Here is a 6,000-nt window from a genome sequence, read left to right as displayed (position 1 = left end):
CTCCTGTTCGTGTAGTTGGAATCTCCCTCGTTCACGAGGGGGAGGACGTCAACTGCGTCGTGCTGGTCTGGGCCATCAGCCTTCTCCTGTCGGTTCACCGGCACGACGACGGTAACGACTTTCCAACCAGACTGGTAGAGATATGAGGCCGGCAGTCCGCCGGCGACCGACTGGACATCCACGTCAGTCGTGTTGCTGCAGTCGCGTCGCCGCCCGGCGATCGGTTGACTCACGTCCGTCGCACCCGAATGTAACCGGCCGAGTTACGTTTACCCCTCGGCGGTTATATTTGCGTGATGCATGTCGCTGAGCAGCGCCCCTTCTCCGTCCGCTTCGGTTGGGGCGCGGAGGATCTGGCCGTTCTGGCACGGGCAAGCGATGTCATCGTCATTGTCGACGTTCTGCGTTTCACCACAGCGGTAGCCGTCGCGACGGCCCGAGGTGCTCACGTGTTGCCCTTTCGGTGGCGCGACGCCAGCGCCCCGCGGTTCGCCGTGGAGCAGGGGGCGGTTCTCGCCGGTCTGCGCGAGGATCCGGCCACGCCGTGGTCGCTGTCCCCGACCGACCTCGCTGGCATCCCGGCCGGCACACGCCTGGTCCTGCCATCACCGAACGGCGCCGCGCTGTCGGCCGCGGCGATCGAGCTCGGGACGACGGTGGTCGCCGGATGCCTGCGTAACGCGGCGGCGGTAGGCGCTCTGCTGGCCGCCGAGGTCGCGGCAGGTCATCGCGTAGCGGTGATCGCGGCGGGAGAACGGTGGCCGGACCCGGCGGGAATCCCACACGCCGGTCCGCTGCGCCCGGTTGTCGAAGACCTGCTCGGCGCCGGCGCCGTCATCGCCAGGACCGTCGACGCGGGCGTCCTGACCAGGGTACCGATCTCCCCGGAGGCTCGTGCCGCCATGGCCGCCTTCCGTGCGGCTGAACCCGACCTGCACGACGAGCTGCGTGGGTCCGTGTCCGGGCGGGAGCTACTGGCCCTGGGCTGGGACGACGACGTCGCGTCCGCCGCGCGACTCGACGTCGACCCGGTTGTCCCAACCTTGCACGACGGTGCGTTTACCGCCCTTCAGTGCGCGACCGGTCCGATCCGCTGAACAGCGTCCGGGCAGGGCGCCCTGTTCACCCCTGCACAAGGAGCAGCCTGTCCATCTTCGAACTCTTCCGATCGGCCAGCTGGACACTGGATCGATGGGAAGTGATGTGGAGACCGGCCTTCAAAGAGCCGGCGGCTGGAGACCGGGTGCGGCCTCACACCGGATCGGACGGCGTCACGGCGCCCACGATCTGATCATCGCGGCCCATGCGGCTGAGACCGAAAAGATCATCTTCGGTCGTGACGCCAAGGCACGCTTTGCGGATCTTCCGGGTGTCCTCGCGACGTAACCGTAGGCGTCCGTCGCGGTCCCGGGAAAGTCCCACGGTCGGCGAGCAGACCTGCCGGGCTTTCCGTTACGGTCCAGTCGTCAATCTGCCTTCACTTCGCGCCACTTCCGAGCACGCTCGGTGCCATGGCTGTCATGCCGTTCACCATGCCGTTCACCATGCCGTTCACCGATGCGCGCAACCACCTCTCGGAGCTCATCGACGAGGTCCAGCGGACGCACGAGCGCGTGGAGATCACCCGCCACGGCCATGCTGTGGCGGTCCTCATCTCTCCCGACGACCTGGCCGCGTTGGAGGAGACGCTGGAGGTGCTGGCGAGCCGGGAGACGATGCGGCAGCTTGCGGAGTCCCGCGATGCGGTCGATGCCGGCGACGTGCTCGATGCCGAGGATCTCGCCGCGCTCATGGCGAAACGGGCCCGGGGCGCAAAGCGGCCTCCCGCGACGTGAGTCGCCACGTGAGCGAGGCCGGCGAGCCATTCGATCTTCGGATCACCAGTCCCGCGGCACACGCTCTCGCTGGCCGGTTGCCCGAGAAGATCGCGGCAGCCGTCCACGAGCTCATCACGACCACGCTCCTGGAAAACCCTCACCGGCTCGGCAAACGTCTCCTCCCGCCGTACGAGGGCACCTGGTCCGCCCGGCGCGGCAGCTACCGGGTGCTGCACGAGATCGACGAGAAGAACCGGATCGTGACCGTCACCGCCGTCGAGCACCGGTCCGACGCATACCGCTCACACTGACCGACAGGCCGACCGGGAAAGCGTGGACGGGCCACGGACACACAGCAGCCCGGGCTGCACCGCGGGACGCCTTCAATCCCTCACCGCATGAGCCTGTTGGCTTCCTGCGACCTCGTGCCGCACGCCGTCCCGGAATCTGAACAGGAACGTCAGGCCGACTGCGATCCCATCACCACGGTCACGAGGTTCACTGTGGAGCGGCTCCCACCCAGGCTCCAGAAACCTATGTTTGAGGCGGCCCGTGACGCCTCCATCTCGGCCTACCCGGCCACAGGGTGGTCTCGCTGTGACGCGGTGCCCCGACCGGTCGAGGAGTCGATTCGGCCTGTCACAGGGGTACCTCGCCGGGCCGTCCGCGGTGACGAAGGCTTGCCGTTCACGGTGACGGGGGCTTGGCCGGCGTGCCTTCCGCGGACAGGACGCCTCACCTCTTGGGGCTCTGGCGTGATGCCGGACGGGTAGCTGGGATACGCTCCTGCCGCAGCATCTACAGCTTGTCGAAGAGCCCTGTGCCGACCGGGTTGGTTCGCTCGGATCGGCGCATTCGTGGGAGGCAGGACCTGGTGACTCGATCCTTCGGCCGATCTCGGCCGTTGCCCGCCGATGTCGAGGAAGCGACTGCCTCCGACGCTGCCTGGGCGGGAAGCACGAACCGCGCGAGAGGTGCTGATCGCTACCGTTCGCGGCGGCGCGGCCTGGGCTTGGCGGCCGGCTTCGCGCTGCTCGTCATCACTGTGACCGGATGTGATGTTCCCAACTTCGGGTTCCCTGACGGGGTGACGGATCAGACTCCACGCATCCTGAACCTGTGGCAGGGCTCCTCGATCGCGGCGCTCGCCGTGGGTGTGTTCACCTGGGGCCTGATCTTCTACGCGATCATCGTGTTCCGGAAGAGGTCGGACGAGCTGCCGCGGCAGGTCCGGTACAACCTGCCGGTCGAGATCCTCTACACCGTCGTGCCCCTGGTCATCGTGGCGGGGCTGTTCTACTACACGGCCCGGGACGAGATCGAGGTCAACAAGCTTCCGTCCGATCCGGACGTCACCATCAACGTGATCGGTTTCCGCTGGAACTGGCAGTTCCGCTATCTCGACACAGGCCAGAACGGCACGGTCCCGATAGAGGTCACTGGCAAGCCCGGGGAGCCGGCCGTCCTGGTACTCCCGCAGGGCCGGACGATCCGCTTCGTGGAAACCTCGCCGGATGTGATCCACTCCTTCTGGGTGCCCGAGTTCCTGTTCAAGCGGGATGTGGTCCCCGGCCGGGTCAACCAGTTCCAGCTCACGATCACCAAGACCGGTACCTTCGTGGGTCGCTGCGCGGAGCTGTGCGGGGTCGACCACGACCGGATGAACTTCTCCGTCAAGGTGATCCCGGGTGACGAGTACGACCGGTTCATCGCCGAACGGACTCGCTCGGCCACGGTGACCGCGGCCGGGGCGAGCACGCAGACATCCGCCGGAACGAACACTCCCGGGAGCGGACAGTGACACTGGTGCATGAGCCGCCGGCCGGCCACGTCGAGGATCTCCACACCAAGCCGCGAACCAACCTGCTCGGGTACCTGCGGACGACGTCCCACAAGGACATCGCCGTGATGTACGGCGTCACTGCCTTCGGGTTCTTCCTCTTCGCCGGGATCATGGCCGAGCTGATGCGGATCGAGCTTGCCCGGCCCGGTCTGCAGTACCTGTCGAACGAGCAGTTCAACCAGCTGTTCACGATGCACGGCACGCTGATGCTGCTGATGTTCGCCACACCGATGGCGTTCGCGTTCGCGAACTTCCTGGTGCCGCTGCAGATCGGCTCGCCGGACGTGGCGTTCCCCCGACTCAACGCGATGTCCTACTGGTTCTTCCTGTTCGGAAGTCTGACGGTCGTCACGGGGTTCCTGACCCCGAACGGCGCGGCGGACTTCGGCTGGTTCGCCTATGCGCCGTTGAACAACTCGGTCTATTCGCCGGGGTCCGGCGCAGACCTGTGGATTCTCGGCCTGGTGGTGTCGGGTCTCGGCACGATCCTCGGCGCGGTCAATATGATCACGACCATTCTCTGCCTGCGGGCGCCGGGAATGACGATGTTCCGGCTGCCCATCTTCTGCTGGAACTTCCTGATCACCTCGATCCTGGTGCTGGTCGCCTTCCCGGTCCTCACCGGCGCGCTACTGGCTCTCGAAGCGGACCGCCGGCTGGGCGCGCATGTGTTCGACGCGGCCAGCGGTGGGGCGATCCTGTGGCAGCACCTGTTCTGGTTCTTCGGCCATCCCGAGGTCTACATCATCGCCCTGCCGTTCTTCGGCATCATCAGCGAGGTCCTGCCGGTCTTCTCCCGCAAACCGCTGTTCGGGTACAAGGGGCTGGTTTTCGCGACGATCGGCATCGGCGCGCTGTCGGTGGCGGTGTGGGCGCACCACATGTTCGCCACCGGGGCCGTCCTGCTGCCCTTCTTCGCTTTCCTCTCCTTCCTGATCGCGGTGCCGACCGGCATGAAGTACTTCAACTGGATCGGCACCATATGGCGAGGACAGATCACGTTCGAGACGCCGATGCTGTTCGCACTGGGCTTCCTCGTGACGTTCCTCTTCGGTGGTCTGACCGGCGTGCTCCTGGCCAGCCCGCCGATCGACTTCCATGTCAGCGACAGCTACTTCGTGGTCGCGCACTTCCACTACGTTGTTTTCGGCTCGGTCGTCTTCGCCGCGTACGCCGGGATCTACTTCTGGTTCCCGAAGGTCACCGGACGCCTGCTCGACGAAAAACTTGGCAGAATTCACTTCTGGACGCTGTTCTTCGGCTTCCACCTGACCTTCCTGATCCAGCACTGGCTCGGTGTGAAGGGCATGCCGCGGCGGGTCGCCGACTACTCGGCCACCGACGGTTTCACCACCTACAACACGATCTCCACGGCCGGTGCCCTCCTGCTGGCCACGTCGACGCTGCCATTCATGTACAACGTCTGGCGTTCGTACAAGAAGGGCGAGCTCGCGGTCGTGGACGACCCGTGGGGTTATGGAAACTCCCTGGAATGGGCGACGTCCTGCCCGCCGCCCCGCCACAACTTCCGCTCGCTGCCGCGTATCCGGTCGGAACGGCCAGCCTTCGACCTGCATTATCCGCAGGCGGCGGGCAGAGTCGACTACCACGCCACACCTGAAATCAGATAGCCGGCCGAAGGCCGGAAGGAGCCTGGCCGAAGGCGGCGCAATCATCTTTGTGCGCCGCCGGAGGCCACAGGAGACACAGCGGCCGAAGGCGGCGCAATGATCCTTATGCGTCGCCGAGGGCCCGGAGAGAGTCCAGGGAGGAGCAGTAGCCATGAAGATCGAGGGCGTAGTCTTCCTCGTGTTCACGATTTTCTGCGCGGTGGTCGACGTGGTCTACTGGTTCACGTCGCAGGATCCGACCGGTACCGTCGCGCTGGCGCTGTGCGGCAGTCTCGGTCTTCTGGTCGGCGGGTATCTGCTGTTCACCGCCCGCCGGATCGGGGCGCGGCCGCAGGACCTTCCCGACGCCGAGGTCGCCGACGGAGCCGGGGAACTCGGGCACTTCACGCCGGGCAGCTATTACCCGTTCTTCATCGCCATCAGTGCAAGCCTGGTCGTCTTCGGCATCATCTTCGGGGTTTGGCTCGGTCTCATAGGCGGGATCATGACGTTGTTCTTCGTCGTGTGCCTGCTGTTTGAGAACCTGTGGCACCCACCTGTCCCCGAGGACTGATCTGCCGTACGCGGCTGGTACTACCCCGCGCATTCCCCCGCCCGTCCGGATAAGCAACCGCTTGGCCCGGACGGACGGGAACTCCCGGGCCGGGCCCGGGAGAAGGCAAGCCGTCCTGCCCTCTCCTCTGGCTGTCCTGGCCGCCCGTACACGGAC

The 6,000-nt window shown here is 66.0% G+C and carries 7 protein-coding genes; all 7 read left to right on the top strand.

Features of this window, described 5'->3' with window-relative positions; all coding sequences use genetic code 11:
- Window positions 1-296: 296 nt before the first annotated feature.
- The 7 genes from CV1CTNOD_RS16900 (at window position 297) to CV1CTNOD_RS16870 (ending at window position 5,844) form a co-directional block, all read left to right on the top strand.
- Window positions 297-1,097 carry a 2-phosphosulfolactate phosphatase gene (locus tag CV1CTNOD_RS16900; RefSeq protein WP_165485573.1) on the top strand — a complete coding sequence of 267 codons (801 nt, stop codon included), beginning with the start codon at window positions 297-299 and terminating at the stop codon, window positions 1,095-1,097.
- 94 nt (window positions 1,098-1,191) lie between these two features.
- Window positions 1,192-1,386 carry a hypothetical protein gene (locus tag CV1CTNOD_RS16895; protein WP_207386504.1) on the top strand — a complete coding sequence of 65 codons (195 nt, stop codon included), beginning with the start codon at window positions 1,192-1,194 and terminating at the stop codon, window positions 1,384-1,386.
- A gap of 125 nt (window positions 1,387-1,511) precedes the next feature.
- Window positions 1,512-1,835 (top strand): type II toxin-antitoxin system Phd/YefM family antitoxin, encoded by a 324-nt coding sequence (locus CV1CTNOD_RS16890; RefSeq protein ID WP_242606764.1) that lies wholly within the window; start codon window positions 1,512-1,514, stop codon window positions 1,833-1,835.
- A gap of 8 nt (window positions 1,836-1,843) precedes the next feature.
- Window positions 1,844-2,128, top strand: a complete 285-nt coding sequence (locus CV1CTNOD_RS16885) for a type II toxin-antitoxin system RelE family toxin (RefSeq protein WP_131787004.1) — start codon at window positions 1,844-1,846, stop codon at window positions 2,126-2,128.
- A gap of 563 nt (window positions 2,129-2,691) precedes the next feature.
- A complete protein-coding gene (gene ctaC, locus CV1CTNOD_RS16880) occupies window positions 2,692-3,618 on the top strand; it encodes an aa3-type cytochrome oxidase subunit II (RefSeq protein ID WP_131787003.1) in 927 nt (308 codons plus the stop codon).
- Window positions 3,615-5,291: an aa3-type cytochrome oxidase subunit I gene (gene ctaD, locus CV1CTNOD_RS16875; protein WP_131787002.1), complete on the top strand. Its 1,677-nt coding sequence runs from the start codon at window positions 3,615-3,617 to the stop codon at window positions 5,289-5,291. Before ctaC ends, ctaD begins: the two co-directional genes overlap by 4 nt.
- 151 nt (window positions 5,292-5,442) lie before the next feature.
- Window positions 5,443-5,844 carry a cytochrome c oxidase subunit 4 gene (locus CV1CTNOD_RS16870; protein ID WP_131787001.1) on the top strand — a complete coding sequence of 134 codons (402 nt, stop codon included), beginning with the start codon at window positions 5,443-5,445 and terminating at the stop codon, window positions 5,842-5,844.
- Window positions 5,845-6,000: the final 156 nt, after the last annotated feature.

Origin of the sequence: Protofrankia symbiont of Coriaria ruscifolia (assembly GCF_900634745.1) — a bacterium.
In the GTDB taxonomy this organism is placed as follows: Bacteria; Actinomycetota; Actinomycetes; order Frankiales; family Frankiaceae; genus Protofrankia; species Protofrankia californiensis.
Note: the sequence above shows the minus strand (reverse complement) of the source record. Positions and strands in the feature narration are given on the sequence as shown.